Annotated in this window: 22 protein-coding genes; 17 read left to right on the top strand and 5 right to left on the bottom strand. The window is 71.5% G+C overall.

The genetic code is table 11. The features are described from left to right. Positions 1-19 precede the first annotated feature (19 nt). The 3 genes from IF67_RS38760 to hypE are packed head-to-tail and all read left to right on the top strand — an operon-like array spanning position 20 to position 2,620. Positions 20-382 (top strand): HypC/HybG/HupF family hydrogenase formation chaperone, encoded by a 363-nt coding sequence (locus IF67_RS38760; protein WP_037838818.1) that lies wholly within the window; start codon positions 20-22, stop codon positions 380-382. Beyond that, complete coding sequence (gene hypD / locus IF67_RS0104800; protein WP_030982430.1) at positions 379-1,503, top strand: hydrogenase formation protein HypD; 1,125 nt, start codon at positions 379-381, stop codon at positions 1,501-1,503. Before IF67_RS38760 ends, hypD begins: the two co-directional genes overlap by 4 nt. Beyond that, entirely contained in the window at positions 1,496-2,620 is a 1,125-nt protein-coding gene (gene hypE, locus IF67_RS0104805; RefSeq protein WP_030982431.1) for a hydrogenase expression/formation protein HypE, read from the top strand. Before hypD ends, hypE begins: the two co-directional genes overlap by 8 nt. A gap of 69 nt (positions 2,621-2,689) precedes the next feature. On the opposite strand, the gene IF67_RS0104810 is transcribed toward hypE, so the two are convergent. Next, a complete protein-coding gene (locus IF67_RS0104810; RefSeq protein ID WP_037838820.1) occupies positions 2,690-3,952 on the bottom strand; it encodes a Dyp-type peroxidase in 1,263 nt (420 codons plus the stop codon). A 292-nt stretch (positions 3,953-4,244) separates the two neighbouring features. Here IF67_RS0104810 and IF67_RS44120 point away from each other — a divergent pair, with 292 nt between their 5' ends. Then, complete coding sequence (locus IF67_RS44120; protein ID WP_051817594.1) at positions 4,245-4,715, top strand: acyl-CoA carboxylase subunit epsilon; 471 nt, start codon at positions 4,245-4,247, stop codon at positions 4,713-4,715. A 156-nt stretch (positions 4,716-4,871) separates the two neighbouring features. On the opposite strand, the gene IF67_RS0104820 is transcribed toward IF67_RS44120, so the two are convergent. Next, entirely contained in the window at positions 4,872-6,281 is a 1,410-nt protein-coding gene (locus IF67_RS0104820; RefSeq protein ID WP_030982435.1) for an MFS transporter, read from the bottom strand. A gap of 117 nt (positions 6,282-6,398) precedes the next feature. Between IF67_RS0104820 and IF67_RS0104825 the strand changes: the two genes are divergently transcribed. The 4 genes from IF67_RS0104825 to IF67_RS0104840 all read left to right on the top strand — a co-directional run bounded on the left by IF67_RS0104825 (position 6,399) and on the right by IF67_RS0104840 (position 11,322). After that, positions 6,399-7,175, top strand: coding sequence for an ArsR/SmtB family transcription factor (locus IF67_RS0104825; protein WP_030982437.1), 777 nt, complete (start codon positions 6,399-6,401; stop codon positions 7,173-7,175). A 247-nt stretch (positions 7,176-7,422) separates the two neighbouring features. Next, a complete protein-coding gene (locus IF67_RS0104830; protein ID WP_030982439.1) occupies positions 7,423-9,051 on the top strand; it encodes an amino acid permease in 1,629 nt (542 codons plus the stop codon). Between the two features lie 390 nt (positions 9,052-9,441). Further along, positions 9,442-10,275 (top strand): PP2C family protein-serine/threonine phosphatase, encoded by an 834-nt coding sequence (locus IF67_RS0104835; RefSeq protein WP_030982441.1) that lies wholly within the window; start codon positions 9,442-9,444, stop codon positions 10,273-10,275. Positions 10,276-10,329: 54 nt separating this feature from the next. Beyond that, positions 10,330-11,322, top strand: coding sequence for an MASE1 domain-containing protein (locus tag IF67_RS0104840; RefSeq protein WP_107050159.1), 993 nt, complete (start codon positions 10,330-10,332; stop codon positions 11,320-11,322). Between the two features lie 39 nt (positions 11,323-11,361). Here IF67_RS0104840 and IF67_RS0104845 read toward each other — a convergent pair whose 3' ends face one another. Continuing rightward, positions 11,362-12,423: an ATP-dependent DNA ligase gene (locus IF67_RS0104845; RefSeq protein WP_030982445.1), complete on the bottom strand. Its 1,062-nt coding sequence runs from the start codon at positions 12,421-12,423 to the stop codon at positions 11,362-11,364. 117 nt (positions 12,424-12,540) lie between these two features. Here IF67_RS0104845 and ligD point away from each other — a divergent pair, with 117 nt between their 5' ends. The 4 genes from ligD to IF67_RS44125 all read left to right on the top strand — a co-directional run bounded on the left by ligD (position 12,541) and on the right by IF67_RS44125 (position 15,721). Then, positions 12,541-13,554: a non-homologous end-joining DNA ligase gene (ligD, locus tag IF67_RS0104850; protein WP_030982447.1), complete on the top strand. Its 1,014-nt coding sequence runs from the start codon at positions 12,541-12,543 to the stop codon at positions 13,552-13,554. A gap of 35 nt (positions 13,555-13,589) precedes the next feature. Then, complete coding sequence (locus IF67_RS0104855; RefSeq protein ID WP_030982448.1) at positions 13,590-13,781, top strand: hypothetical protein; 192 nt, start codon at positions 13,590-13,592, stop codon at positions 13,779-13,781. 230 nt (positions 13,782-14,011) lie between these two features. Further along, the gene (locus tag IF67_RS0104860) at positions 14,012-15,238 is read left to right on the top strand and encodes a PP2C family protein-serine/threonine phosphatase (RefSeq protein WP_030982449.1); all 1,227 of its coding nucleotides are present in this window, start codon (positions 14,012-14,014) and stop codon (positions 15,236-15,238) included. A 153-nt stretch (positions 15,239-15,391) separates the two neighbouring features. Next, entirely contained in the window at positions 15,392-15,721 is a 330-nt protein-coding gene (locus IF67_RS44125) for a hypothetical protein (protein WP_037838826.1), read from the top strand. Positions 15,722-15,776: 55 nt separating this feature from the next. On the opposite strand, the gene IF67_RS0104870 is transcribed toward IF67_RS44125, so the two are convergent. Continuing rightward, a complete protein-coding gene (locus IF67_RS0104870) occupies positions 15,777-17,324 on the bottom strand; it encodes an AMP-binding protein (RefSeq protein WP_030982451.1) in 1,548 nt (515 codons plus the stop codon). Between the two features lie 446 nt (positions 17,325-17,770). Here IF67_RS0104870 and IF67_RS0104875 point away from each other — a divergent pair, with 446 nt between their 5' ends. Continuing rightward, entirely contained in the window at positions 17,771-19,855 is a 2,085-nt protein-coding gene (locus IF67_RS0104875; protein ID WP_030982453.1) for a SpoIIE family protein phosphatase, read from the top strand. A gap of 316 nt (positions 19,856-20,171) precedes the next feature. Then, positions 20,172-21,629 (top strand): APC family permease, encoded by a 1,458-nt coding sequence (locus IF67_RS0104880; protein ID WP_030982456.1) that lies wholly within the window; start codon positions 20,172-20,174, stop codon positions 21,627-21,629. 57 nt (positions 21,630-21,686) lie between these two features. Here IF67_RS0104880 and IF67_RS0104885 read toward each other — a convergent pair whose 3' ends face one another. Continuing rightward, positions 21,687-22,025, bottom strand: a complete 339-nt coding sequence (locus IF67_RS0104885; protein ID WP_030982460.1) for a hypothetical protein — start codon at positions 22,023-22,025, stop codon at positions 21,687-21,689. A gap of 448 nt (positions 22,026-22,473) precedes the next feature. On the opposite strand from IF67_RS0104885, the gene IF67_RS0104890 reads away from it, so the two are divergent. The 3 genes from IF67_RS0104890 to IF67_RS0104900 all read left to right on the top strand — a co-directional run bounded on the left by IF67_RS0104890 (position 22,474) and on the right by IF67_RS0104900 (position 26,577). Continuing rightward, on the top strand, positions 22,474-25,203 hold the full coding sequence (locus IF67_RS0104890; protein WP_030982462.1) for a SpoIIE family protein phosphatase/ATP-binding protein: 2,730 nt from the start codon (positions 22,474-22,476) through the stop codon (positions 25,201-25,203). Between the two features lie 47 nt (positions 25,204-25,250). Next, positions 25,251-25,643 carry an SHOCT domain-containing protein gene (locus IF67_RS0104895; RefSeq protein ID WP_030982469.1) on the top strand — a complete coding sequence of 131 codons (393 nt, stop codon included), beginning with the start codon at positions 25,251-25,253 and terminating at the stop codon, positions 25,641-25,643. A 136-nt stretch (positions 25,644-25,779) separates the two neighbouring features. Then, a complete protein-coding gene (locus IF67_RS0104900; RefSeq protein ID WP_030982470.1) occupies positions 25,780-26,577 on the top strand; it encodes a DeoR/GlpR family DNA-binding transcription regulator in 798 nt (265 codons plus the stop codon). Positions 26,578-26,601 lie beyond the last annotated feature (24 nt).

A 26,601-nucleotide genomic window follows, 5' to 3' on the forward strand; every position in this document is an offset into this window, starting at 1 on the left:
ACGACGAGGAGAGGCCCCCATGTGCCTGGCGGTACCCGGCAAAGTGTTGGACATCGAAGAACGGGACGGCACCCGTATGGCCACCGTCGACTTCGGCGGTGTGGTCAAGGAGGTGTGCCTGGAGTACGTCCCCGACCTCCAGGTCGGCGAGTACGCCATCGTCCATGTCGGCTTCGCGCTTCAGCGGCTGGACGAGGAATCCGCCCGGCAGACCCTGGCCCTCTTCGAGGAACTGGGCCTGCTTCAGGAGGAGTTCGGCGATCCGTGGGAGGCGGCCGGCGCGCCCCCGGGATGGGACGAGGCGGGCGACGGGGCGGGCGCCGCCCCCGGCTCCGCACCCGCGGCCGCGGTCGGCGACGGAGCGCAGGAGGCGAACCGGTGAAGTACCTCGACGAATTCCAGAACCCCGAGCTCGCCCGCCGGCTGCTCGACGACATCCGGTCCACGGTCACCCGGCCCTGGGCCCTGATGGAGGTCTGCGGCGGCCAGACCCACACCATCATCCGGCACGGCATCGACCAACTGCTGCCCGAAGAGGTCGAGTTGATCCACGGACCGGGCTGTCCGGTCTGTGTGACGCCGCTGGAAGTCATCGACAAGGCCCTGGAGATCGCCTCCCGCCCCGACGTGATCTTCTGCTCCTTCGGCGACATGCTCCGCGTACCCGGCAGCGACCGGGATCTGTTCCAGGTGCGCAGCCGGGGCGGCGACGTACGGGTCGTCTACTCCCCGCTCGACGCGCTGAAGATCGCGCAGCAGAACCCGGAGCGCGAGGTGGTGTTCTTCGGGATCGGATTCGAAACCACCGCACCGCCCAATGCCATGACGGTCCATCAGGCCCGCAAGCTCGGAATCCCCAACTTCAGCCTGCTGGTCTCACACGTCCGGGTACCGCCCGCGATCGAGGCGATCATGACGTCGCCCAGGTGCCGGGTCCAGGCATTCCTCGCCGCCGGTCACGTGTGCAGTGTGATGGGCATGGGGGAGTACCCCGAACTGGCCGACCGCTTCCGGGTGCCGATCGTGGTCACCGGCTTCGAGCCACTGGACATCCTGGAGGGCATCCGCCGCACCGTCCGCCAACTGGAGCGCGGCGAACACACCGTGGACAACGCCTATCCGCGCGCGGTGCGCAGCGAGGGCAACCCGGCCGCCCAGGCCATGCTCGCGGACGTCTTCGAGGTCACCGACCGTGCCTGGCGCGGCATCGGCACCATCCCGGCCAGCGGCTGGCGGCTGTCGGAGCGCTACCGCGACTACGACGCCGAGTACCGCTTCTCCGTCGACGGCATCACCACCAAGGAGCCCGCCGCCTGCCGCAGCGGGGAAGTCCTCCAGGGACTGATCAAGCCGCACGAGTGCGCGGCCTTCGGCACCGTCTGCACTCCGCGCACCCCGCTCGGCGCCACCATGGTCTCCAGCGAGGGCGCCTGCGCCGCCTACTACCTCTACCGCCGACTCGGCACCACGCCCACCCCACAGGAGGCGAGCCCCGTTGTCTGACACCATCCACCCCACTCCCGGCGGCCCCACCCGCGGCGGACCCACACCGGCCGACCGCGGCCTGCCCACCGTCGACATCTCCGGCTGGACCTGCCCCACCCCGCTGCGCGACCAGCCCCGCGTCGTCATGGGGCACGGCGGGGGAGGCGCACTCTCCGCCGAACTCGTCCAGCAGATCTTCGCCCCCGCCTTCGGCGGCGAGATCCTCGCCCAGCTCGGCGACTCCGCTGCGGTGTCCCTCGGCGGCGTACGCCTCGCGTTCACCACCGACTCCTATGTCGTCCGGCCGCTCTTCTTCCCCGGCGGCTGCATCGGCGACCTCGCCGTCAACGGCACCGTCAACGACCTTGCCATGAGCGGCGCGAAGGCCGCCTACCTCTCCTGCGGCTTCATCCTCGAGGAGGGTGTGGAGATGCCGGTGGTGGCCGGTGTCGCCGACGCCATGGGCGCGGCCGCGCGGGCCGCCGGGGTCGAGGTGGCCACCGGCGACACCAAGGTCGTCGAGGCGGGCCACGGTGACGGGGTCTACCTCAACACCGCCGGCATCGGGCTGATCCCGGCGGGCGTCGATCTGCGCCCGCAGCGCGTCGCCCCCGGCGACGTGGTGATCGTCAGCGGAGACATCGGCCTCCACGGCGTGGCGATCATGAGCGTCCGCGAGGGCCTGGAGTTCGGTGTCGAGATCGAGAGCGACTGCGCGGCCCTCGGCGGCCTCGTCGAGACCATGCTCGCCGTCACCCCCGACCTGCATGTGCTGCGTGACCCCACCCGCGGCGGCCTGGCCGCCGCCCTGTGCGAGATCGCCACGGCTTCCTGCACCGGCATCGTCATCCAGGAACGTGCCATCCCCGTCCCGCCGGCCGTCGCCAACGCCTGCGCCATCCTCGGCCTGGACCCGATGTACGTCGCCAACGAGGGCAAACTGGTGGCCTTCGTCCCCCGGGAGCACGCCGATGCCGTCCTGGACGCCATGCGTGCGCACCCTCTGGGCGCCGGCGCCGCGATCATCGGCGAGGCCGTCGCGACCCATCCCGGCATGGTGGTGGCCCGCACACCGCTGGGCGGCACCCGGGTGGTCGATCTGCCGCTGGGGGAGCAGTTGCCGCGGATCTGCTGAGCGGATCTCCCGTCATACGTCCGAGGGCGGCGCCCGTTCCGGCGCCGCCCTCGCTCCGTGTGCCGCTGCTCAGACCTTCTTCAACAGCTGGGACCCGAACCAGTCGTCGGCGTCCCGTACCCCGGGCAGGATGAAGAAGTAGCCGCCGCCGAGCGGGGTGATGAACTTCGACAGCGGCTCGTGCCGCAGGCGCCGCTGTACGGTGGCGAACTGCCGCTCCGGATCCTGCTGGTAGCCGCAGAAGACCAGCCCGAGGTCCATCCGCCCGGAGCGGTCGAAGCCCCGGTCGTAGTTGTAACTCCGGCGCAGGAAACGGGAGTCGTCGGTCTTCTCGGTGCGCGGGTTGGCCAGTCGGATGTGTGCGTCGAGCGGGATCGTCCTGCCGTGCGGATCGTCGCGGTACCTCGGCGGGTCCGTCTCGTTCCGGCTGCCCAGGGGTGCACCGCTCGCCTTGCGCCGGCCGAAGATCTTCTCCTGCCGTGCCACCGGCACCTTGTCCCACTTCTCGATGTGGAAGCGGATCAGACGCAGCACCTGATAGCTGCCGCCCAGGGCCCAGTCCGGCTCCCCGCAGGGCGGGGTCACCCACAACAGCCGGTTCATCTCCCTGGCCGAGCCGGTGTCCGGATTGACGATCCCGTCCTTGAAGCCGACGAAGGTGCGCGGCGAGCCCGAGGGCCGCGAAGGGTTGAGGAAGGCGTCCGCGCGCCAGCGGGGCCGCAGCAGCCCGTCCGTCTCCCGCGCCAGATCGCGCAGCACATGGACGATGGCGTCCGGGTGCTGGGCGCAGATCTGGAGGGAGAGGTCACCGTGGCAGCGCGACGGCTCCAGCCGGTCGTCGGGGAAGGCCGGCATGGCCTTGAGATGCCGGGGCTTGTGCCCTGAGAGCCCGAACCGGTCGTCGAACAGGGAGGCACCCACGCCGAGCGTGATGGTGAGGGAGTCGGGGGTGGGCTGCTCCGAGGCGATCTGCTCGTCCTGTGGCTTCACCCCGCCCGCCAGCACCCGTGCGCGCGTGGTGAGCTTCTGGAACAGATCCGTCAGGCCTTCGCGGTCGTCGACCAGCACATCGAAGCCGACGAACCCGGCGAAGAGCTGCATCGGGGTCACGATGCCGGCCTGGTGGCGCCCATGGAAGGGAACCCGGTCGGGCAGCAGCCCCGCGTTGTTGCGGATCCCGCCCACGGGCCGGTCCGCCGGAGCCGCGGCCGCCTCCTTGCCGAGCCCGGTCGCGGCCGCCACACCGGCGATCCCGGCCGCGCACTTGAGAAAGCCTCGGCGCCCGTCGTCCCGCACAGGGGCACGTTCGTCGCCGGCCTGATCACATCTCATGGTCCCGCCCATCCTGACTGCGTCGTCCGGCAGCCGCGTGCCTGCACAAACCTGTGCGCGATGCTCGTCGCCCAGGACGCGTCGGCAGGGAGCAACACGGCCTCGGCGGCGGATATCACGCCTTGGCCGCGGGCCGGTCGTCCGAATGGCGCAGCCGGAGCGCCTCCCGCGCGACAGGGCCCCCGCGCGCTTCTAGCGTCGGCCCTGTGACCTGCCCGGACACGGCACAGCGCCATGCCGGGGCAGCCCGTCACGCACCACGCACCGCCACCGAGCCCATGGACCCCCACACATGAGCACATCCACCGACGCGAGCACAGTCATCGGCGAGGCCAGATCTGTCGGTGACGGCACATCCACCGAGGCGAGCACGGCCCTCGGCGAGTGTCCCTCCACCGATGAGGGCACCGCCGTCGGCGCAGGCACGGTCGGCGCCGGCGGCACGGGCCTCGGCGAGGCCGCACCCGCCGGTGCGGACGCCTGCACCGACGAGGGCACGGCCGCCGGGGAGTGCACAGCAGTCGATGACGTCGTGTCCCCCGACGGGAGTACGCCGCCCGACGACCTGCCCGCATCCTGGCTGCGCATCGAGAAGGGCCATGCCGAGCCCGAGGAAATCGCCGCGATCAGCGTCGTGCTGTGCGCCCAGCTCGCCCGCCTGCGCGCCCTCGCCGAGCGCGGCCCCACCGAGGAGCGGCTCGCCGGCCGGCGCCACCACGCCCGCCACACCGCATGCTGGTCGGGCTGCTGGTCCTGCGGCTGAACCCGCCCGGCCGCGGGAACCTCCGGGGAAGAGCGCTTCGGGCGAGGGGGCGCGCGGCATGACGCAGTGCCATGCACGGTCCCGGGCGGGGCATCACGTACGCCGAGCCGTGCGGCTTCGCCTCCTGCGGTCCCGCGGATTCCGCTCCCGCGCATTTCATTCCCGCCGCGTCCGGCGGCCCGGCCGTCCACTGCCCGGGATGCAGCGGGCGGCCAGGGCCGCAGCGGTGAGGAACCCCACGGCGGCGATGCGCACCGCGGTGTGCAGGCCCGCGACGAGGCCGGCGGCGATCAGCGTGCCGAAGAGCGCGACGCCGAGAGCGCTGCCGATCTGGCGCGCGGCGTTGAACACCGCGGCCGCGGCGCCGCTGCGCTCGTCCGGCGCGGCTTCCATCACCGCCGCGAGGGAGGCCGGCATGGTCAGCGCGGTACCGAAGCCGGCGCAGGCCATGGGGGCCACCAGCGCGAGGTACGGCGTGCCGGGGCCGGCCACGAGCCAGCCGGCCAGTCCGGCCGCGCCCACGGCCAGGCCCGCCACCATGGGCAGCCGCGGCCCGGTGCGGGCCGTGAGCCGCCCGGCCAGCGCGGAGCCGACGGCCACCACGCCGACGGCCGGCAGCAACGCGAATCCGGTGCGCAGTGCGCTGTAGTGGTGGACCTGCTGGAAGTACAGCGGGGCGAGGAACAGCAGCCCGTAGAAGCCGGTGTTGAGCAGCACGCCGATGACCGCGGAGGCCGCGAAGACACGGGTACGGAAGAGGGCGAGCGGCAGCATCGGCGCGGGCGAGCGCCGCTCCAGCGCCAGGAAGGCGACGAGTCCGGCGAGGCAGCCCGCGAAGGCGCCGAGCACGGCCGGATGTGTCCAGCCCAGTGCCCCGGCCTCGATGCATCCGGTGGCAAGGGCGGCCAGGCACACCGTCGCGGCGGTCTGGGCCGGCACGTCCAGTCCGGGGCGGGTGCGGTCGGCGGGGGAGGCCGGGACGTGGCGGTGGGTGAGGAACAGTGCGGCGAGGCCGACGGGCAGATTGAGGAAGAACACCGACCGCCAGCCGAGCCCGGCGACCAGCACACCGCCCAGGACGGGACCGGCCCCGGCGGCGAGGCCCGCGACGGTGCCCCAGACGCCGAAGGCGCGGGCCCGCGCCGCCTGGTCCTGGTAGGCCGTCCGCAGCAGTGCCAGTGAGGACGGGACCATCAGCGCCGCCCCCAGCCCCTGCACCAGCCGGGCCAGGACCAGGACCGTGGCCGTGGGAGCGAGCGCGCACCCGGCGGAGGCGAGGGTGAACACCACCAGGCCGCCGAGGAACACCACCTTGCCGCCCAGCCGGTCGCCGAGCCCGCCGCAGAAGAGCAGCAGACCGGCGAACACCAGGGTGTAGCCGTCCACCACCCACTGGAGTCCGGTCACCCCGGTGTGCAGGGCGGTGCCGATCGCCGGGAGTGCCACCGTGACGACGGTGACGTCCAGGATGACCATGAAGTAGCCCAGGCACACGGCAACGAGCGGCAGCGGCGACAGCCGGGGCGCGGTCCGTTGTGCCGTGGTGGGCGCGGAGATCGTGCGCATACGGTCAGTGTTCTGCCGGATCCGTTCGGCAGATGCCGAAACGTTCTCGCCATACGGGGCGGCAGCGGGAGAACGTTTCGCCATCCGCCGAAGCGTGATCGGCGTACCGTCGTGCCCATGGATGCCCGGACCGAGACCGACGTGGCCCATGTCGCGGCGGCGATCGGTGACCCCTCCCGTGCCAAGGTGCTGCTGGCCCTCGCCGGGGGCGGCGCGCTGCCGGCCAGCGCCCTCGCCGCCGAGGCCGGTGTCGGCAACTCCACCATCAGCGGCCACCTGGCCAGGCTCCTCGATGCCCGGCTGCTGACCGTCGAACTCGACGGCCGCCACCGCTACTACCGGCTCGCCACCACGGACGTCGCCCGCGCCCTCGAACAGCTCGCCCTGATCGCCCGTCCCCTGCCGGTGCGGTCCCTGAACGCGGACACCCGCGCCAAGGCCCTGCTGCGCGCCCGCCTCTGCTACGACCACCTGGCGGGCCGGCTCGGTGTCGCGGTGATGAGTGCCCTCCAGGAGCGGGAGATTCTCGCCGTCGAGCGGACGGGAAGCGGTGGCGGTTCCCCTGATGCCGATGCCGGCGCCGGCACCGGCGGTACGGGTGCCGGTTCCCTCGACGTCGCCTACGTCCTCACCCCGCACGGCCGCCAGGAGCTGGCCGCCTTCGGCATCGAGACGGACCGCCTCCCCCGCCGCCGGGCGTCCGTCCGCTACTGCGTCGACTGGGCCGAGCAGCGCCACCACCTGGCGGGTGCCCTCGGTGCCGCCCTCACCGCCCGGCTGTTCGACCTGGAGTGGCTCCGGCACGGGAAGTACCGCCGCGTCGTCCATCTCACCGACGCCGGGCGGGAAGGCCTGGCGACGGCCTTCGGCGTCCGGGGCGACCAGGTCGAGTGAGGCCCGTCCCGGGGTGTCCGCGTCGTCATCCGGGACCCTCTCCTCGGTGTCGGTGTCGGTGTCGGTGTCGGTGTCGGCCGGAGTCGGAGTCGGGGGCGGGGTCCGTCGAGCGCCTCACCACTGCGCTGAGTTCTTGATCAATGCGCTGCGTATAGGAAGTGTCCGCTGGTGGAGCGGAAGATTCCTCTTCGGCGATCGTCGAGTAGGGTCCGGCGAGCCGGAACAGAGAATCAAGGAGGCCGTTTTCGTGACGGAGCGTCAGGTGTCAGGTGGGGGCGACGGGGCCGGCGCGCCGGAAGTGCTGGCGCAGGAGCGCCGATTGCGCCGCGATCTGGGGTTCTGGGGCCTTACGGGGATCGGTTTCTCCAATATCGTCGGCTCCGGCTGGCTGTTCGCCGCGATGTACGCGGCACAGGTCGCCGGCCCCGCGGCGCTGCTCTCCTGGGTCGGCGCCGGTCTGCTGTGCGGCCTGGTCGCCCTGGTCATGATCGAACTCGGCGCGTCCCGGCCGGAGGGCGGCGGCACGGTCCGCTGGCCGCTGTTCGCCAGCGGCCGGCTCGTCGGCACCCTCATCGGCTGGTCGACCCTGCTGTCGGTGGGCGGAACCGCGGCCGAGATCAGCGCGATCATGCAGTACGCCGCGCACTACCTGCCGGGCATCTACAACGGGCACACCCTCACCCTCTCCGGGCTGGCCCTGGCCGCCGGGCTCAGCGTCGTACTGACGGCGCTGAACTGGTTCGCGGTGCGGATGTTCGCCCAACTCAACAACCTGGTCTCGGTGTTCAAGATCGTGGTCCCGGTGGTCACCGTGATCGCGCTGATCGCCTCCGGCTGGCACTCCGGCCGTCTGACGGACCACGGCGGCTTCGCACCGTACGGGTATGTCGCCTGTCTGACCGCGCTGGCCGGCGGCGGCATCGTCTACTCCGTCAACGGCTTCCAGGCGCCGCTGGACTTCTCGGGCGAGACCCGCAACCCCCGCCGGACCATCCCCGCCGCGGTCCTCACCGGTATCGGCCTCGCCGTCATCATGTACCTGGCCCTGCAACTGGCGTTCCTCTTCGCCGTCCCCGAGAATCTGCTCGGCCACGGCTGGAAGGGGGTCTCCTTCGACTCGCCCTTCGGCCAGCTCGCCCTGATCCTCAATCTGCACTGGCTGTCCAGCCTGCTCTACGCGGACGCGGTGATCTCGCCCGGCGGTTCGGCGTACGTGGGCGTGGCGATCAACGCGCGGCACACCTACGCGCTCGCCAAGAACGGCACGATTCCCCGGTTCTTCATGAAGGTCAATGAGCGGTTCGGCGTCCCGCGCCGGGCCCTGGCGATCAACCTCGTCGTCATCATGATCTTCCTGCTGCCGTTCGGCGGCTGGCAGGACATCGTCAGCGTCATGGGCGACATGTATCTGCTGATCTACGCCGCCTCCGCGGTCGCGGTCGCGGTGTTCCGCGCCGAGCCGGGCGGCCACACCGCCGACTGGATCCCGGGGCTGGGCTGGATCGCGCCGCTCAGCTTCGTGGTGGCCAGCGAGTTCGTCTACTGGTCGGGCTGGCACGACCTGCGCCTCGCGCTGCCGCTCGTACTCGGGGGTCTGCTGATCTTCCTGGCCATGCGCCGCACCGGGGCACGCGCCGAAAGCGACAGCACCGGCCGGGACCGCTCGCTCGGCGCCGAACTCCGCACCGGTGCCTGGCTGGTGGTCTACCTCATCGCGCTGACCGTGCTCTCCTGGCTGGGCACGTTCGAGGGCTCCGGCCGGCTGCCGGCACCGTACGACTCGATCACCGTGGCCGCCCTCGCGTTCGCGGTCTTCTTCTGGGCCGTACGGTCCGGCGTCCGGCACCTGGCGGTGTCCCCGGCCGCGGACGCCTGAGCCCGATCGCGGACGCCTGAGCCCGGCCGCGGGGCGGCACGGGAGGAGGGGTACGGGACCGGCCGGGCCTCCGAGGGGAGGCGCAGCAAGGGTTGCTCCGCACGCACATCTGACTGCGGAGGGTGCCGGTCCCGGCGGGACCGCGGGGAGGGTGCGGCGCGGGAGCACCCCGCCGCACCCCGTGCACGCCGACGACCGGCAGACACCACCGGCCGCGTGGCAGCCCGCCTGCCACGCGGCCGTCAAGCGGAAGTCACCCCCCAGAAATAAGATGAATCGGGAAAGGCGGGCTCCCCGGGAGCCCCGAGAGGCCAGACGGGGCGGCCACCGCGGACTGCCGTACGGGAGCACGCTCCCTGGCCGGTACACCGATGCACCTTGGAGCGGTCCATGCTTCGGCGTCGTCCCCCGCGGTCCGCGAGCGCTGACGACCTGTTGACCACGCTCGGACGGCTGACCGCTCAGGCGCGGGAAGGCGCCGAGAAGCAGCGGGCCCGGGTGGAGCTGGCCGAGGCGCTTCAGCACGAGATGCTGCCGGCCGTGCTGCCGGGGACCCCGGGGCTGCGCGCGGCTGCCACCTACGCACCCGCCCGGCACGGCCTGGACATCGGGGGCGACTGGTACGACGGCTTCACCCTGCCCGACGGCTCGCTGGCCTTCTGCATCGGCGATGTGCAGGGCCACGACGTCGAGGCCGCCGCCTTCATGGGACAGATCCGCTTCGGGCTGCGCGCGGTCGCCGGTCACGCCGCGGACCCGGGAGAGGTGTTGAGCCGGGCCAACGACCTGCTGGTCTCGGTCGACTGCGGGCTCTTCGCGACCTGCACCTTCGTCCGCTTCGACCCGGTGGCCTGGGAACTGTCCAGCGCCCGGGCCGGCCATGTACCGGGCATCTGGGCCACCACCGACGGCCGGTCCGGCCTCGCCGATGACCCCGGTGGCCTGCCGCTCGGCATCGTGCCGGGCGAGAGATATCCGGTCACCCGTCGGCGTTTCGCCACTGCGGGGGCGTTTGTGCTGCTCACCGACGGAGTGGTCGAGGGGCCGTCCTTCCCGATAGAGGCGGGGCTGACTCAGGTGACCCGACTGGTCAGCGCGAACGCCGGGGGCGATCCGGCCACGGTGGCCGACGCGGCGATGAGCGTGGCGGAGTTCACCGGGCACACCGATGACGCCGCGGTGATCGTGCTGCGCTTCGACGCGACCGCGCCCAGAGCCGGGTGAAGCGAGGCCCGAGCGTGCGTGTCGCAGCCGACGCCCGGCCCTCGGCGTTGTCTGATGGCTGATGTGGTGCGCACCGGGGAACTCCGACGTCTTGCACCGGCCCTGACGATCCTCGGCCTCGCCGGCGTCTACTACGCGTCCGCCCGGATCGGTCTGCTGGAGCAGGTGGTCATCGCGGGTGCCGTGGTCACGCCGTTGTGGCCGCCGACGGGCATCTCCCTGAGCTGTCTGCTCCTTTTGGGCCTGCGGACCTGGCCGGGCATCGCCCTCGGCGCCTTCCTGGTCGTGGCCACGATCAGCCCGCTCGATGCCTCGGTCCTCGGGATCATGGCGGGCAACACCCTCGCCCCGGTCTGCGCCTTCCTGATGCTCCGCCGGGTGGGCTTCCGGCCCGAACTCGACCGGCTGCGCGACGGGGTGGCGCTGGTCGCCCTCGGCGCCTTCGCCGGGATGCTGATCAGCGCGACGCTGGGCACCGCGATGCTCCTCCTCAAGGGCGCGCTGCCGGCCGTGGGCTTCTGGCCGACCTGGGCGGCGTGGTGGGTGGGCGATGCGATGGGCATCCTCGTCGTCACTCCGCTCCTCCTCGCCTGCCGTACGATCCGGTGGCCCCGGGACGTCCCCGGCTACCGGTGGGCCGAGGCGGCAGCCCTGGCGGTGGTCTCGGTGATGGTGACGCTCGTGGCGGTCCGAAGTGAGCTGTCGCTGCTCTTCCTGGTCTTTCCGCTGATCGTGTGGGCGGCCCTGCGCTTCCAGCTGGCGGGCGCCGCGCCCTGTGTGCTGCTGGTGTCCGTCCTGGTCATCGCGGCGGCGACGGCCCGGACCGGACCGTTCGAGGGCCAGAGCCTTCTGGAGGCGATGGTCAATCTTCAGGCCCTCAACGCGTCCGCGGCGCTCACCGCGCTGCTGCTGTCGGCGATCGTCACCGAGCAGAACAGCATCCGCCGCAAGATCGAGCAGGCCTGCCGCGAACTGGCCGACGTGGTGGACCGGCTCGCGCCGGGGGAGAGCCGGCGCCGCTGGCCGCCGGACGGTGACCACACCTGACCCGGCGCCCGGAGGTGACCGGCGAGCCGACCCGTCCGGTCAGCCCGGCAGCAGCTGCCCCAGGTCGTAGCCCACCGGCTCCTCCAACTGGGCATAGGTGCAGCTCTCCGGCGTACGGTCGGGGCGCCAGTGGCGGAACTGGGCAGTATGACGGAACCGGCTGCCCTCCATGTGGTCGTAGGCGACCTCGCACACCCGCTCCGGGCGCAGCGGCACCCACGACAGATCCTTGCCGCCGCTCCAGCGGCTGGGCCCGCCGGGCATCCGCCGCGAGGCATGCGCCGTCTCGTCGGTCCACGCGCCCCACGGATGGCCGGAGACATCGTCCATCCGCAGCGGCGCCAGCTCCTCGACCAGCGCACGCCGCCTGGCCATGGGAAACGAGGCGCACACCCCGACGTGCTGCAACTGCCCGTCGTCGTCGTGCAGGCCCAGCAGCAGGGAGCCGACCACCGGCCCGCTCTTGTGCAGGCGGTAGCCCGCCACCACACAGTCGGCGGTGCGGGCATGCTTGATCTTGAACATGGCGCGGTCGCCGGGCCGGTACGGCAGATCGAGCGGCTTGGCGACCACCCCGTCCAGCCCCGCCCCCTCGAACTGTGTGAACCAGCTGCGCGCCAGCTCCTGATCCGTCGTCGCGGGCGCCGTGTACACCGGCGCCCGCGCCGGGCGCAGCGCCTCGACCAGGGCTTCCCGGCGGGCCGACTGCGGCTCGTGCACCAGCGCATCGGAGCCGAGCGCCAGCAGGTCGAAGGCGACCAGCGAGGCGGGCGTCCGCTCGGCGAGGGTACGGACCCGGGAGTCCGCCGGGTGAATGCGCTCCAGCAGCTCCTCGAAGTGCAGCCGGCCGTCGTGGGCGATGACGATCTCGCCGTCGACGACGCAGCGCCGCGGCAGCTCGGCCCGTACCGCGGTGACCACTTCGGGGAAGTAGCGGGTGAGCGGCTTCGTCGTGCGGCTGGCGATCTCGATGTCCTCGCCGTCCCGGAAGACGATGACGCGGAAGCCGTCCCACTTGGCCTCGTACTGCATGCCGGCGGGGATGTCGGTCACCAGCTTCGCGAGCATGGGGGAGACCGGGGGCATGACGGGCAGGTCCATGGTCCCGATCCTGAAGGCTGAGGCCGCTTCCCGCGCGCCGGACGGGAACCCCCGGGGGCCGCCCGGCCGCCGCTTTCCCGGCGCGCGGCGGCGGCGCCCGGAATCTAGCGTGGAGTCATGGCCGGAGCCGGAGCTGTGGAGCTGGACGTTGCGGGGCGCACCGTGCGCCTGTCGCACCCCGACAAGACGTATTACCCGGAGCGCGGTTTCACGAAGCTGGACGTCGCGCAGTACTACCTCGCCGTCGCCGACGGGGTGCTGCGGGGGCTGCGGGACCGGCCCACCACCATGCAGCGTTTCCCCGAAGGCGTCGAGGGCGAGTTCTTCTACCAGAAGCGGGCGCCCAAAGGACTGCCGGACTGGCTGCCCACCGCCCGTATCGCCTTCCCCAGCGGACGGTTCGCCGACGAGATGTGCCCCACCGAGCCCGCGGCGGTCCTCTGGGCCGCCAACCTGGGATGTCTGACGTTCCATCCGTGGCCCGTCCGCCGCGGTGACACCGAGCACCCCGACGAACTGCGGATCGACCTCGACCCGCAGCCCGGCACCGACTTCGCGGACGCCGCCCGGGTCGCCCACCTCCTGCGCGAGCTGCTGGCGGAGCACGGGCTGCGCGGCTGGCCCAAGACGTCCGGTGGCCGTGGTGTGCACGTCTATGTGCCGATCCAGCCCCGCTGGACGTTCACCGAGGTCAGACGGGCCGCGATCACCCTGGCCCGGGCGCTGGAGCGCCGGATGCCGGAGCTGGTGACCTCGGCCTGGTGGAAGGAGGAACGCGGCGCGAAGGTCTTCGTCGACTACAACCAGATGGCCCGGGACCGGACCATCGCCTCCGCCTACTCGCTGCGCGCCCGGCCCCGGGCGACCGTCTCCACACCGCTGCGCTGGGACGAGCTGTCCGACGCCGCGCCCGAGGACTTCGATCTGCGGACGGTCCCCCCGCGGTTCGCCGAACTCGGCGATGTCCATGCGGACATGACGGACCACGCCTTCGGCCTGGAATCCGTCCTGGAGCTCGCGGACCGTCAGGAGGCGGACGAAGGACTGGGCGATATGCCATATCCGCCCGACCACCCGAAGATGCCGGGGGAGCCTTCCAGGGTCCAGCCGAGCCGGGCCCGTAAGCGCTAGGCATTCGACCTCGGGGCCGAAGGGCGGCGAGGTGCGTGGCCAACGGCCGGGTCCGCCTGCTCGGCTGCTCCGCCGCCGGGTTCAGCCAAGAGCTCGCGGGAGCTGCCGATGGCGTCGAGCAGGCGGTCCGGCCGCGGACCGGTGACGAATGTGCCGTCGCCGCGCCGCACTTCGAGGAACCCGGCCATGACGAGCGCGCGCACCGCCGGCCGCGCGGGGACGCCTGACCCGAACGGGGGTACCGGCCGCGGCTGCCACAGGGCGGGACCGGCCTCGCCGTTCGCCTGCCGGCGGGCCGCCCGGTCCCCGTACCCGGCATGCGCGCGCCCGGTCCGCGCGAGAACATTCCGCACGTGGCGCACGACAGGAACGCACCGGAGGCGGACCGCCCGCACGCACCTCTGCATCCGGGGACTCGGATGCCACGGCCGGCCCCCTCGCCGGATGCAGGCAGCACGTGAGCGCCTTCCCGATCGACTATGCGGCCGTCTTCCAGGCACTGCCGGGCGGAGTGCTGCTGCTCACCCCGCAGTTGGTGATCGCCGATGTCAACGAGGCCCTGCTGTGGCGGGCCGGGCGCGAACGCCACGAACTGATCGGGCGCCCCCTCTTCGACGTCTTCCCCGGCAATCCCGACGACCCCGACGCGTCGGGTATGCGCAATCTCCGGGCGTCCCTGGAACGCGTGGTGGCCACCGGGGTCCGCGACTCCATGGCGTTGCAGCGCTACGACGTCGAGGCTCCGGGCCGGCCAGGGACGTTCGAGGAGCGCTACTGGAGCCCGGTCAATACGCCCGTGCTCGACGCCGACGGACGGGTGCGGCTGATCGTGCACCGGGTCGAGGAGGTCACGGAGATCGTCCGGGCCGGTGCCGGGGACCATCCCGTCGACCGGGTGCGGATGGAGGCCGAGCTCTTCACCCGCGCCCAGGATCTCCAGGAAGTCAACGAACGGCTCCGCCTGGCCCAGGTCCGGGAGCGGGAGGTGGTGCTGGCCCTTCAGGAAGCGATGCTGCCCGCGCCCGTGCCCGTGGGGCACCACCGGGCAGCGGTGCGCTACCGGCCCGCGGTCGGCGCGCTCAATGTCTGCGGCGACTGGTACGACCTGGCCGATCTGCCCGGGGACCGGATGGCGGCCGCGGTCGGCGATGTCGTCGGCCACGGACTGGCCGCCGCCTGCGTCATGGGACAGCTCCGCAGCGCGCTGAGCGCCGCCGCCCGGGTCGCCGACGGCCCCGCCCGGGCGCTGGAGGTACTGGGGATCTACGCCCGCTCCGTGGACGGCGCGGAGTCCACCACCGCGGTGCAGGCCGTCATCGACTGGTCCACGCACACCCTCTCCTACAGCAGCGCCGGTCATCCCCCGCTGGCCCTGCTGCACCCGGACGGCACCGTGGAGCTGCTGGACCGGGCGACCGACCCGCCGTTGGGGGCGCGGCCCGAGCATGTGGACCGCCCGGAGGCGCGGGTCGCCTTCGCCGACGATGCCGTGCTGGTCCTCTACACGGACGGGCTGATCGAGCGCCGCCACGAGGACATCGACGTCGGTCTGGCGCGGCTGGCCGAGGCGCTGACCCGGCATCGGGGCGCCGACGCCGAGACGCTGGCCGACGCGCTGCTGGCGGATCTGCTGCCGCCCGGCGGCGCCACCGACGATGCGGCCCTCGTCATCATCCGACTCTGATCAGGCCGTTCACCAGGATGCTTTGCCGATTCATTACCGCGAGTGGAGCAATTCTTGGGGCCGTTGGAGTGGCTGTCCGCCGTGTCTGCACGGTTTCGGGTGGGGCGCGGTACTTATCGAATGTCAGATTTCCTGCCAAACAGGAGAAACGCAATGCGCAAGTTCATAGGCCGCTCCGTGGCCACCGCGGCCCTTGCCGCCGCTACCGTCCTCCCGCTCGCCGGCATAGCTTCGGCCACCCCGCAGGCGCCGGCCGCATCGTCCAAGGGCGACCACCACGGTCGTCACCACCACGGTCATCACCACTACAGGCACCACTGCCACCACAACGGCGGCTTCAACGGCTTCAACGGCTTCGGCGGCTTCGGCGGCTTTGGCGGCTTCGGCGGCTTCAACGGCTACAACGGCTTCGGCGGCTGCGGCTACGGCAACAACGGCTACGGCTTCGGGGGCTTCCCCTTCGGCCTGCTGGGCATCCTCTGACCGGCAGTAGCACTGACAGGCCGCCGCAGCCCTGGGCTGCGGCGGCTCGTCGCTGTCATGCCACGGTGCCGGCCTCCTGTTCGGCCCGCCGGCGCAGCTCCTTCTTGTCGGGCTTCCCGGCATCGGTCAGCGGCAGCGCGTCGACAAAGGTGATCCGGGCCGGTTCGTACATCGCGCCCCGCTCCGCGCAGACCATCTCGCGCAGTTGCTGCGCGTCGACGGTGCTGCCGGGCGCCCGCACCACCGTGGCGTGCACCCGCTCCATGCGGTCGGTGTCACGGACACCGAAGACGGCGCTCTGTAGTACCTGCGGGTGCGAGTTCAGCAGGTCCTCCAGTTCCGTGGTGTACACATGGCCGCCGACCACGACGATCATGTCCTTGAGCCGGTCGACGATCGTCAAGTAGCCCTCGTCGTCGAGGAAGCCGATGTCGCCCGTGTGCAGCCAGCCGTCGCGCAGCACCTCGGCGGTCAGCTCGGGCTGCTTCCAGTATCCCTTCATGATCATGTCGGAGCGCACACAGACCTCGCCGTGCTCGCCGGCCGGCAGGTCACGGCCCGACTCGTCGCGGATCGCCACCTCGACGTCGGGCAGCACCTTCCCCGCGGACCGCAGTCGCCCGGGCCGCTGCGGGTCGTGGTCCTCCTGGGTGAGCACGCTGATGCCGCCGGCCTCGTTCTGCCCGTAGCCCTGCATCAGCACCGGGCCGAACGCCCGTACCGCGTCGGCTATCCGGGCGGGGGAGGCCTGGCAGCCGCCGTACGTCAGCAGCCGCAGGCTGGAGGTGTCGGTGTGGCGGGCGTCGGGGTGGTCCATCAGCTGGTAGAGCAGCGGCGGCAGCAGGAACATGTCGGTGATGCGCTCGCGTTCGATGGCGGCGAGTGCGGTGCCCGGGTCGAAGTCGTCGAGCAGGACGACGGTGCCGCCCGCGTGCAGGGTGCTGTCGGCCATCAGGCCCGCGGCGTGCGCGAGGGTGGTGCAGACCAGCTGCCGGCGCGCGGCCTCCGGCTCCTGCTGGATCACGCCGTGGAACCAGCGAGCCTGGTCGAAGGTGGTGCAGATGCCCTTGGGGTGGCCGGTCGTGCCACCGGTGTGGCGGATGGTGCACACATCGTCGGGCCGGGCCCGGCTCGCGTACGGCTCGTCGGACTGCCCGGCCGTCAGCTCCAGCAGATCCGTGCCCACCTTGGCGGGGCCGAGGACGAGGACCTCCGGCACCGGCGCCAACTCGGTGACCTCGGCGGCGCGTTCGGCATGGCGAGGGTCGACGATCAGGGCGCGGGTCTCGACATCGCGGACGATGGCGGCCTGGGACTCGGCGGACAGCTTGTTGTAGAGGTAGTTGACGCGGGCGCCGATCAGGTTGGCTGCGTAACGGGCGGCGATGATCTCCGGGAGGTTGCCGCTCAGCAGGGTGACGGTCGCTCCCCGGTCGACGCCGCGGGCGCGCAGGGCCCGTGCCATGCGGTGGACCAGTGAGCGGAACTCACCTGCGGTGACGCGACGGCCTTGGTGGACCAGGGCTTCGCGCGCCGGGTCGGCGCTAAGGACATCGAGGTTCTCCTCCACGTAGGTACGGAATGTCCGGGCGGCGATGGGCATGATGTGAGGCTTCCTCCTGACACCGGCGGGCGCAGTCCGCTACGCCGGATGCGGTATGCATGTATTTAGTTGCTAGAGGCAACTAAAGTCAGGGTAGTCGCTGTAGATCGACATCTCCAAGTCGGACGGTGACGTCCGGGAGAAGCCCAGCGGTCACGCAGCGGCGCAGCCCTTGCGGCGTCCGGCCGCCGCCCCGCATGCCCGTCCCGCGAGCGCGTCCGGAATCATCGCCCCGAATATCGTCAACGCGCTCGCCGACCCGGGAACAGCGACGGATAATGCTCCCTCGCGCACGGGGCGACGGTGCCCTGCGGATCTCGCTCTCCCTGCGGGTCCGTCCCGTGGCGAGAGATGATGGAGAGCAACGGAAGCACAGCGAGAATCGGTCGATGTACGGAGAGCGCCACGGCTGTCGGTCTGCGGTGACCGGCGGAAGGAGTACCTGGATGGGTGCGACCGACGCGTTCCCCGAGGGTGCTCCCTCTGTCGGGGCCACACCGGGGCAGCCCGGCGGCCTGATGGACGTGCTGGGCGTGGCCGCGGTGATGCTGGACGCGGACGGGCGGATCACCCTGTGGAGCCCCCAGGCCGAGCAGCTCTTCGGCTGGAGCGCGGAGGAGGCACTCGGCCGGCCCGCCGCGCAGCTGCTGGTCGGACCGGAGCACTTCGATCTGGTGCTGAGTCTCTTCTCCGAGGTCATGGCGGGCGGCGAGAGCTGGGCGGGGGTCTTCCCGGTCCAGCACAAGGACGGCAGCACCCGGCTCGTCGAATTCCGCAACATGCGGCTGCTGGACGAGCGCGGCGAGTCCTACGCCCTGGGCATCGCCACCGACCAGGCCGTGCTGCGGCGGGTGGAGCGGGATCTGGCGCTGTCGGTGCGCCTGGTCGCCCAGTCGCCGATCGGCCTGGCGGTCCTGGACACCTCGCTGCGCTTCGTCATGGTCAACCCGGCGCTGGAGCGCATCAACGAGCTGCCCGCCGACCAGCACATCGGCCGCGACGTCGGGGAGGCCCTGTCCTTTCTGGACACCGGCACCATCGTGTCCCGGATGCGCGAGGTCCTCGACACCGGGACACCGCTGCTCGACCAGTTCTTCGTCGGCCGCACTGCCTCCGACCCCCACGCGGACCGGGCCTGGTCGGTGTCGTACTACCGGCTGGAGGACGCCCACGGCCGGGTGCTGGGGCTGGCCACGTCCGTCGTGGACGTCACCGAGCAGCACCGCGCCGCCACCGAGGCCGCCCGCGCCCGCAGGCGGCTGGCCGTCATCGCCGACGCCTCGGCCACCGTCGGCACCACCCTCGACGTCGACCAGACCGCCCATGAACTGGCCGACGTCATCGTGCCCGAGCTGGCGGACCTGGCTGCGGTCGACGTCCTCGATGCCGTGCTCGACGGCCGCCGCCCGACCTCGCTGTCCCGCGGCGGCCCGGCCCGCTTCCGTGCGCTCGCCGTGGCCACGGCCTACTCCACCGAGGCCGTCCGCGCCGCAGACCCCACCGGCCAGATCGCCTCCTACGAAGCCGACCGGCTGATCACCCGCTGTGTGACCGAGGCCCGTCCGGTGCGCATCGCCCACGTGGGTCCGGACGATCTGTCGCACATCGCCGCGGACCCGCAGGGCGCCGCCCTCCTGGGCAAGGCCGGACTGCACTCCTACCTGGCCGTACCGCTGATCGCCCGCGGCGAGGTCCTCGGTGCGCTGTCGCTGTACCGCGTCCGCAACCAGGAGCCGTTCGACGAGGACGATGCGGTGCTGGCGGTCGAGCTGGCCGCCCGGGCGGCGGTCTGCATCGACAACGCCCGCTCGTACCAGAGCGAACGCCGCACCGCGCTCACCCTCCAGCGCCATCTGATGAACCACCGGCCGCCGCAGCCCACGGCCATGGAGATCGCCTACCGCTACCAGCCCGCCCAGGCGGCCAGCGAGGTCGGCGGCGACTGGTTCGACGCCATTCCGGTGGCCGGCGACAAGACCGCGCTGGTGGTCGGCGACGTGATGGGCAGTGGAATCAACGCCGCCGCCACCATGGGCCAACTGCGCACCACCACCCGCGCGCTGGCCGACCTCGACCTCGATCCGGCCGAGGTGCTCCGCCACCTCGATCACATCGCCGTCGGTCTCGACCCGGCCTTCGCCACGTGTCTGTACGCCGTGTACGACCCGCACCGCACCCTGTGCCGGATCGCCGTCGCCGGGCATCTGCCCCCCATCGTGATACGCCCGGACCGGCCTCCCGAACTCCTCGATCTGCCCACGGGGGCGCCGCTCGGGGTCGGCGGCGTCCCCTTCGAGCAGACCACGGTTCCGCTCCGCGACGGCGATCTGCTGGTGCTCTACACCGATGGGCTGATCGAAACCCGGGACCAGCCCATCGACGCCCGCCTGGACATCCTGCTGGAGCTGCTGGCGGAGCCCGAGCGGGATCTGGAAGACCTCTGCGACCGTCTCCTCGCCGCGCTGCGCGATGAGCACGACCACGACGACGTGGCACTGCTCATCGCCCGCGTGCACGCGCACGAGGACTGAACGAACGGGCACCGGATCCGGCGGGCCCGCAACGGATTCGGCGGTGTCCCGGCAGGAACGCGCAGGCCTCGTTCGGCCGCGGAATTCGCTTATTTCCGCGACTGTGGCGCGGATAAGCGCTTCTATGGCCCTTGAGAGCTACGGATTTCGTTGTCCGCGGACCTTAACAAGGCCTTGACGTGAGTCGTCGGCGGGGGTTTTATTCGGTCACCAAAGGGGGCCTGCGGGATATCCGGGTTCGGGCCGCTTTGCGGCGTACTTCCCCCCCAGGCGCCGCCCCTTCTGCCGCCAGCACTGATGGGATACGGATACCGATATGCCCTACACGCCTGTTGCCTCCGCAGCTCCGGAGCGGGACACCCGTAGTGCGACGGAGGGGGACGCCTCCACCTCCCCCAAACTCACCCGGTCGATCGGCGTGGTCGGTGGCACCCTGCTCACGCTGTCCTGTCTGACCCCGGCGTCCTCGCTCTTCGTGATCGTGCCGGACTCGTTCGCCGGTCTGGGCACCGGCACCGCACTGACCATCGCCGTCGCGGCTCTGCTGTGCATCGGAGTGGCCTTCACCTACTCCGAACTCGGCACGCTGATACCGAGCTCGGGCGGCGAGTACGCCATGGTCGGCACGCTCATGGGGCGCCTCGCCGGGTGGCTGGTTTTCATACTCTCGCTGATCGTCGTCATGATCGTGCCGCCCATCATCGCCCTGGGCACCGCCGACTATCTGGCACCGATCGTCCGACTCGATCCGCAGCTCACCGCCGCCGGTGTCATGCTGCTGGCCACCGCCATGGGCCTGCTGGATCTGCGCGCCAACGCCTGGATCACCGGCATCTTCCTGGTGCTGGAGGTCGTCGCCTGCGCGGTGGTCGCCTTCCTCGGCTTCACGCACACCCAGCGGTCCGCGTCCGTGCTCGTGCACCCCGTGATCGACGCCGGGCACGGGCACAGCACCGCCGTCACCGCCGGCCTCATCGTGACCGGACTGGCCACCGCGCTCTTCATCCTTCAGGGCTTCTCCACCGCCGTGTACCTCGCGGAGGAGATGGACAACCCCCGCCGCAACGTCTCCCGCACCGTGCTGTGGACCCTCGGCATCGGCGTCGCCGTCGTGCTGATCCCGGTGGTGGCGATCACCCTCGGCGCCCCCGACCTGAAGACGCTCGGTGCCGGGGACGTCGCCGGCATGGTGCAGGACTGGAGCAACTCGGGGGTCGGCACGTTCGTCAGCCTCTGTATCGCCCTGGCGATCATCAACGCGGCGATCGTGATGGTGATCCAGAACTCCCGCGTGGTCTTCGCCTCGGCGCGTGACGCGGCCTGGCCGACGGCCGTCAACCGGGTCCTCTCGCACGTCGGCCGGCGCTTCGGCTCCCCCTGGGCGGCTACCCTCGCGGTGGGTGTCCCCGGGGCGGCCCTGTGCTTCGTCAACCTCGACACCCTGAGCGAGGTCACCGGCGTGGCCGTCGCCGCGATGTACGTGTTCGTCGCCCTGGGTGCCCTGGCCTCGCGCCGCGGCGAGCACAAGCACCGGCCGGCCTGGCGGATGCCCCTGTGGCCGGCGGTCCCGGCGCTGCTGATCGTGGTGCTGGCCTGGGTGCTCTACCAGCAGAGCGCGAAGAGTCTGGTCATCACCGGCGTCATCGTGGCCGTCGCCGCGCTGTACTGGGCGTGCTACCTCCGCCCGCGCCAGGAGACGCACTGGGTGATCTCGGTACCCGAGGACGAGCAGGCTCCCGCCGAGGCGCCGTCCGCGGCCTCGCTGCCTGCGTAGGGCCCTGAAGGCCCAGGAAGTGCCCGCCCCGGCCTGTGCCCGGGCGGGCCTTCTTCTTTACTGGCCGGTGAGCTTGGCGAGCGCGAGCGCGTCCAGAAGAAGGCATACGTGGTCGACGGCGTCCCGCCCGTCGGGGCCCTCGGCCACCGCTGCGTCGTCGAGCAGCCCGGCGGTCCCGTGCAGCAGCTCCCGCAGTCGCTCGTTCATGCCGGCCGCCGGCTCCGCGTGCGCCAGGACGGACCGGATCTGCTCGCCGGTGAGCGGCTGACCGCTTTCGAGGAAGCGGTACAACGCCACGGCGGCTTGCCGGTCGGCGTCGTGGGGCTTCCACAGACCGAGCGCGTGGTGGTCGATGAGCGCGGCCGCCTCGGCTCGGATCTCCTCGGGAACATGCATGCCCACGAACGTCTCATACCGCCTCGCCGGGTCCGACCAGGGCATAGAGGGCGCCGGTGCCGTCCCCGGGCCGGCTCCGCCCCTCGGACGAAGCGGCTGACCAGGCATGTTGCGCCGGCGCCGAACTCACCCGACTGGTAGACACCTGTCAGGCAAGCCGCCGGGCCTGTGGGAAGAGTTACATGAACCATCCGGCCCCTGGGCGATTTGTACCCAGTGCCGTGGCGCGATGCGGCCGCCGCGTATGTCCCCTTCGTCGAATACTGTCGCATATGCGTGGCCGCAAAACCTACCCGGGGGTCTTCCCGCCCTCTGGCGCCCGGCCCCGGATCACGGGACCATCCTCGGACAGCCCGTGAGGCCGCCCGGCGCAGCGCGGGCCCTGACCGCTGCTGCGCTCCGCATCGCGCGGCTCGCCCACCGTATGCGGGAGGTGTAGAAAGAGGACATGGCCGGACGCTACGGCCGCCCGCGTTCGGTTCTCAGGATGCGAACTGTCGCAGGTCAGGTCTTTCTCCTGCAGGTGGCGATCGTGGTGTTGCTCGTCGCCGCCGCCATTGCGGCGCTTGTGCTGCAATCCAGGGCCGACGGAGACCGCGAAGCCCGCAACAGATCCGTCGCCGTGGCGGAAGCGTTCGCCAATGCGCCGGGCATCGAGACAGCGCTGAAGAGCGCCGATCCGACCTTGGTGCTCCAGCCGCGGACAGAGGCCGCGCGCAAGAGCTCCGAGGTCGACTTCATCGTCGTGATGAACACCCAGGGCATCCGCTACACCCACCCGATCCCCAACCGGATCGGCAAGAAGTTCGTCGGCACCCTGCAACCGGCACTGTCCGGCCATGTGGTCACCGAGAAGATCATCGGCACCATCGGTCCCCTCGTCCAGGCCGTGGTGCCGGTATACGGCCACAGCGGCAAGGACAACGGCAAGGTCATCGGGCTGGTCTCGGCCGGTATCACCGTCAATCGGGTGAGCGGTGTCGTCGACGACCAGTTCCCGCTGCTGTTCGGCGCCGCCGCGGGCATCCTCCTCCTGACCACCGGCGGTACGGCGCTGGTGAGCAGGCGCCTGCGGCGCCAGACCCACGGCCTCGGCCCCGCCGAGATGACCCGGATGTATGAGCACCACGACGCGGTGCTGCACGCGGTGCGCGAAGGCGTGATCATTGTGGGCGGCGACGGCTGTCTGCTGCTCGCCAACGACGAGGCACGCCGGCTGCTCGACCTGCCGGCTGACGTCGAGGGGCGCCCGGTCGCCGATCTCGGACTCGACCCCGCCACGCGCCGCCTGCTGGCCTCCGGCCGGGTCGTCACCGACGAGGTCCACCCGGTCGGCGAACGGCTGCTGGCCATCAACCAGCGTTCCACGGAGCAGGCCGGCGGACCGCCCGGCAGCGTCACGACGCTGCGGGACACCACCGAGCTGCGGGCGCTCACCGGCCGCGCCGATGTGGCCCGCGGCCGCCTGAAGCTGCTCTACGACGCCGGCACGGAGATCGGCACCACTCTCGACGTGGTGCGCACCTGCGAGGAACTCGCGGAGTTCGGCTCCACCCGGTTCGCCGATATCGTCACCGTCGACCTGGCCGAGGACGTGCTGATCGGCGAGGAGCCGACGGTCTCCACCGGTGCGGCCATCGAGATGCGGCGTACGGCCACCAGCGGCGCCCCCGCGGACAGCGGCCTCTACCCCGTCGGCAGGCTGATCCGCTTCGAGCCGGCCACCGCCCTCGGCGCCAGCCTCACCAGCGGCAAGGCGGCCCTCGAAGCGGATCTGGCGGCGTTCTCCGGCTGGCATCTCCAGAGTCCCGGCCGGGCCAGGAAGATCGTCGCGCACGGCATCCATTCGAGGATCGCGGTGCCGCTGAGCGCCCGTGGCGTCATCCTCGGCGTGGTGATCTTCTGGCGCTCGGACAAACCGGAGCCGTTCGAGGACGAGGAACTCTCCCTCGCCGAGGAACTGGTCGCCCGCGCCGCGGTGAGCATCGACAACGCCCGCCGCTACACCCGCGAGCACACCATGGCCGTCACCCTGCAACGCAGTCTGCTGCCGCGCGGCCTGCCGGAGCAGAACGCCGTCGAGGCCGCCTACCGCTATCTGCCCGCACAGGCCGGACTCGGCGGGCTCGGCGGCGTCGGCGGCGACTGGTTCGACATCATCCCGCTGCCCGGTGCCCGGGTGGCGCTCGTCGTCGGCGACGTCGTGGGGCACGGACTGCACGCCGCCGCCACCATGGGCCGGCTGCGCACCGCCGTGCACAACTTCGCCACCCTGGACCTGCCGCCCGACGAGATCCTCTGGCACCTCGACGAGCTCGTCACCCGTATCGACCAGGACGAGGGCGCCGAGGAGGCCGAGGGCTCGGTCACCGGAGCCACCTGTCTCTACGCGATCTACGACCCGGCGTCCGGGAACTGCACCATGGCGCGCGCCGGGCACGTCCAGCCCATGCTGCTGCTGCCGGACGGCACTGCCGAGACCGCCGATGTGCCCGGCGGCCCGCCCCTCGGGCTCGGCGGGCTGCCCTTCGAGACCTGGCAGCGGCAACTGCCCGAGGAGACCCGGCTGGTGCTCTTCACCGACGGGCTCGTCGAGGACCGGGACCGGGACCTCGACGAGGGCATCGGGCTGCTGAGCCGCACCCTGGCCGAGCACTCCGGCCGGACTCCGGAGGAGACCTGCGAGGCCGTGCTCGGCGCGCTGCTGCCGGAGCGCCCCAGCGATGACATTGCGCTGCTGGTGGCCCGCACCCGGGTGCTGGACACCGCGCATGTCTCCGACTGGGAGGTGCCGCCCGACCCCTCGGCCGTGGCCCAGATACGGGCCGCCGCGGTCCGCAAGCTGATCGAATGGGGCCTGGCGGAGGAGGCGTTCACCGCCGAGCTGATCCTCAGCGAGCTGGTCACCAACTCCATCCGGTACGCCTCCGGCCCGATCCGCGTACGACTGATCCGCGACACCTCCCTGATCTGCGAGGTCTCCGACAGCAGCAGCACCTCACCCCATCTGCGGCAGGCCGCCACCACGGACGAGGGCGGCCGCGGCCTCTTCCTGGTCGCCCAACTGGCCGAACGCTGGGGGACCCGCTACACCACCAGCGGCAAGGTGATCTGGACGGAACAGGCGCTCACCGGCATCGACCTGGTCGCGGTGGAGGACGACGGCGAGGATGCTTGAGCCGAGACGGATGAGTCCGGGGGCTCCGAGCGTACGAGGAGGCTGTGATGGATTACCCGCTGCTCAACGCATTCTGGACGATGTGCCTGATCTTCTTGTGGGTCCTGTGGCTGATCCTGCTGTTCAGGATCATCGGTGACATCTTCCGCAGCCGGGACCTCAACAACTGGGCCAAGACGGGGTGGCTGATCCTGGTGATCGTGCTGCCCTTCCTGGGCGTCTTCATCTACGTGATCGCGCGTGGCCACGGGATGAGCGAACGGGAGGTCGCCCAGGCCGAGCGGCAGCAAAAGCAGCTTCAGTCCTACCTGCGGGACACCGTCGCGACCGGGGAGGGGACGAGCCATGCGGATTCCCTGGCGAAGCTCGCCGACCTGAAGAACCACGGCGACATCACGGAAGAGGAGTTCCAGAAGGCCAAGGCGAAGATCCTCGCCTGACCGCGGACACCATGACGCGGTCACTGCCGCCGCTGTCGCCTCGACTGCTAATCTCGAATTGCGCGAAACGCGCAACTTGAGAGGCGCCCCGAACGGGGTGCCGGGCGGACGACGGCAGACAGAGGCGGGCAGTGAAGTGACCAGTGGGGAACGCTCGGCCACTCGGCGCCGACGGGAGCGGATGGTGGAACTGCTCGGCGCCGGGGACATCAGCGTGCACGATCTCGCCGCCGAGTTCGATGTCTCGCTGTCCACCGTCCGCCGCGACCTGGCAACGCTGGCCGCGCTCGGCCGGATCACCCGTACCTACGGCGGCGCGGTCGATCCCCGCGCGGTGGAACGCTCCTGGCACGACAAGGAACACGAGCAGCCGGGCGAGAAGGACGCCATCGCCCGCACCGCCGCAGCGCTGGTCCGCAGCGGTGACGTCGTCCTTCTCGACGCGGGCAGCACCGTCGCCCGGGTGGCACATGAGCTGCGGGACCGCGGCGATCTGACCGTCGTCACCAACGGCCTGTCCACGCTCGTCGAGCTGGCGGACGCGGAGGTGGAGGTGGTGGTGCTCGGCGGCCGGCTGCGGCGCCCCAACGAGTCGCTGCTGGGCACCCGGACCGAACAGGCGCTGCGCCGGCTCACCCCGGACATCGCCTTCCTCGGCGTCGACGGCCTCGACCCCCGCCGCGGCATCAACTGCCCCGATCCCGAACAGGCCGCGCTGAAGGAGACGATGGCCGAGTGTGCCCGGGCCGCCTGGGTGCTCGCCGACCACTCCAAGCTCTGTGGGGGAGGGGGCTTCCCTTACTGGGCGGCAATGCCGGCCGGGACGGGCCTGATCTCCGGCAGTGACGAGCGGGAGGTGGCCGCGTTCACGGAGGCGGGGTGGTCGGTGCGCACCGCCGCGGACGGTGCCCAGGCGCCCGTCGAGAGCGCCTGAGTGCACACCTCTTGACAGCCCGTT

The organism is Streptomyces sp. NRRL S-1813, from assembly GCF_000719605.1.
Classification (GTDB): domain Bacteria; phylum Actinomycetota; class Actinomycetes; order Streptomycetales; family Streptomycetaceae; genus Streptomyces; species Streptomyces decoyicus.

What these genes read in the sequence shown, in the direction of transcription:
- IF67_RS38760 (WP_037838818.1), top strand. Translation starts at nt 20, where the DNA reads ATGTGCCTGGCGGTACCCGGCAAAGTGTTGGACATCGAAGAACGGGAC.
- IF67_RS0104810 (WP_037838820.1), bottom strand. Translation starts at nt 3,952, where the DNA reads ATGAGATGTGATCAGGCCGGCGACGAACGTGCCCCTGTGCGGGACGAC.
- IF67_RS44120 (WP_051817594.1), top strand. Translation starts at nt 4,245, where the DNA reads ATGAGCACATCCACCGACGCGAGCACAGTCATCGGCGAGGCCAGATCT.
- IF67_RS0104820 (WP_030982435.1), bottom strand. Translation starts at nt 6,281, where the DNA reads ATGCGCACGATCTCCGCGCCCACCACGGCACAACGGACCGCGCCCCGG.
- IF67_RS0104825 (WP_030982437.1), top strand. Translation starts at nt 6,399, where the DNA reads ATGGATGCCCGGACCGAGACCGACGTGGCCCATGTCGCGGCGGCGATC.
- IF67_RS0104835 (WP_030982441.1), top strand. Translation starts at nt 9,442, where the DNA reads ATGCTTCGGCGTCGTCCCCCGCGGTCCGCGAGCGCTGACGACCTGTTG.
- IF67_RS0104840 (WP_107050159.1), top strand. Translation starts at nt 10,330, where the DNA reads ATGGCTGATGTGGTGCGCACCGGGGAACTCCGACGTCTTGCACCGGCC.
- IF67_RS0104845 (WP_030982445.1), bottom strand. Translation starts at nt 12,423, where the DNA reads ATGGACCTGCCCGTCATGCCCCCGGTCTCCCCCATGCTCGCGAAGCTG.
- ligD (WP_030982447.1), top strand. Translation starts at nt 12,541, where the DNA reads ATGGCCGGAGCCGGAGCTGTGGAGCTGGACGTTGCGGGGCGCACCGTG.
- IF67_RS44125 (WP_037838826.1), top strand. Translation starts at nt 15,392, where the DNA reads ATGCGCAAGTTCATAGGCCGCTCCGTGGCCACCGCGGCCCTTGCCGCC.
- IF67_RS0104870 (WP_030982451.1), bottom strand. Translation starts at nt 17,324, where the DNA reads ATGCCCATCGCCGCCCGGACATTCCGTACCTACGTGGAGGAGAACCTC.
- IF67_RS0104875 (WP_030982453.1), top strand. Translation starts at nt 17,771, where the DNA reads ATGGGTGCGACCGACGCGTTCCCCGAGGGTGCTCCCTCTGTCGGGGCC.
- IF67_RS0104880 (WP_030982456.1), top strand. Translation starts at nt 20,172, where the DNA reads ATGCCCTACACGCCTGTTGCCTCCGCAGCTCCGGAGCGGGACACCCGT.
- IF67_RS0104885 (WP_030982460.1), bottom strand. Translation starts at nt 22,025, where the DNA reads ATGCATGTTCCCGAGGAGATCCGAGCCGAGGCGGCCGCGCTCATCGAC.
- IF67_RS0104890 (WP_030982462.1), top strand. Translation starts at nt 22,474, where the DNA reads ATGGCCGGACGCTACGGCCGCCCGCGTTCGGTTCTCAGGATGCGAACT.
- IF67_RS0104895 (WP_030982469.1), top strand. Translation starts at nt 25,251, where the DNA reads ATGGATTACCCGCTGCTCAACGCATTCTGGACGATGTGCCTGATCTTC.